The following is a 240-nucleotide window of genomic DNA, read 5'->3' as shown; positions in this document are numbered from 1 at the left end:
AGCCGCGACCCGTTCGCGGCGGAGATCGTCGACGGCGAGATCTGGGGCAGAGGCGCTCTCGACATGCTCTGCCTCACCGCGAGCTACGCCGCCGTCACACGTGCCATCGCGACCGGTTCATTCCGACCCCGGGGCGACCTCGTGTTCGCGGCCGTCGCCGACGAGGAGGCCGGCAGCGGCCTGGGCGTCGAGTGGCTCACCGAGAACCGCCTCGACCTGATCGACGCCGACTTCGTCCTC

The 240-nt window shown here is 70.8% G+C and carries 1 protein-coding gene; it reads left to right on the top strand.

Annotated elements, in window-relative coordinates:
• A partial coding sequence (locus tag QN345_RS20340) for a M20/M25/M40 family metallo-hydrolase (protein WP_323509273.1) occupies positions 1-240 on the top strand: 240 nt, incomplete at both ends.

It is taken from the genome of Cryobacterium sp. 10I1 (assembly GCF_035019805.1).
Taxonomy (GTDB): domain Bacteria; phylum Actinomycetota; class Actinomycetes; order Actinomycetales; family Microbacteriaceae; genus Cryobacterium; species Cryobacterium glucosi.
This window is presented reverse-complemented; position numbering and strand designations above follow the sequence as displayed.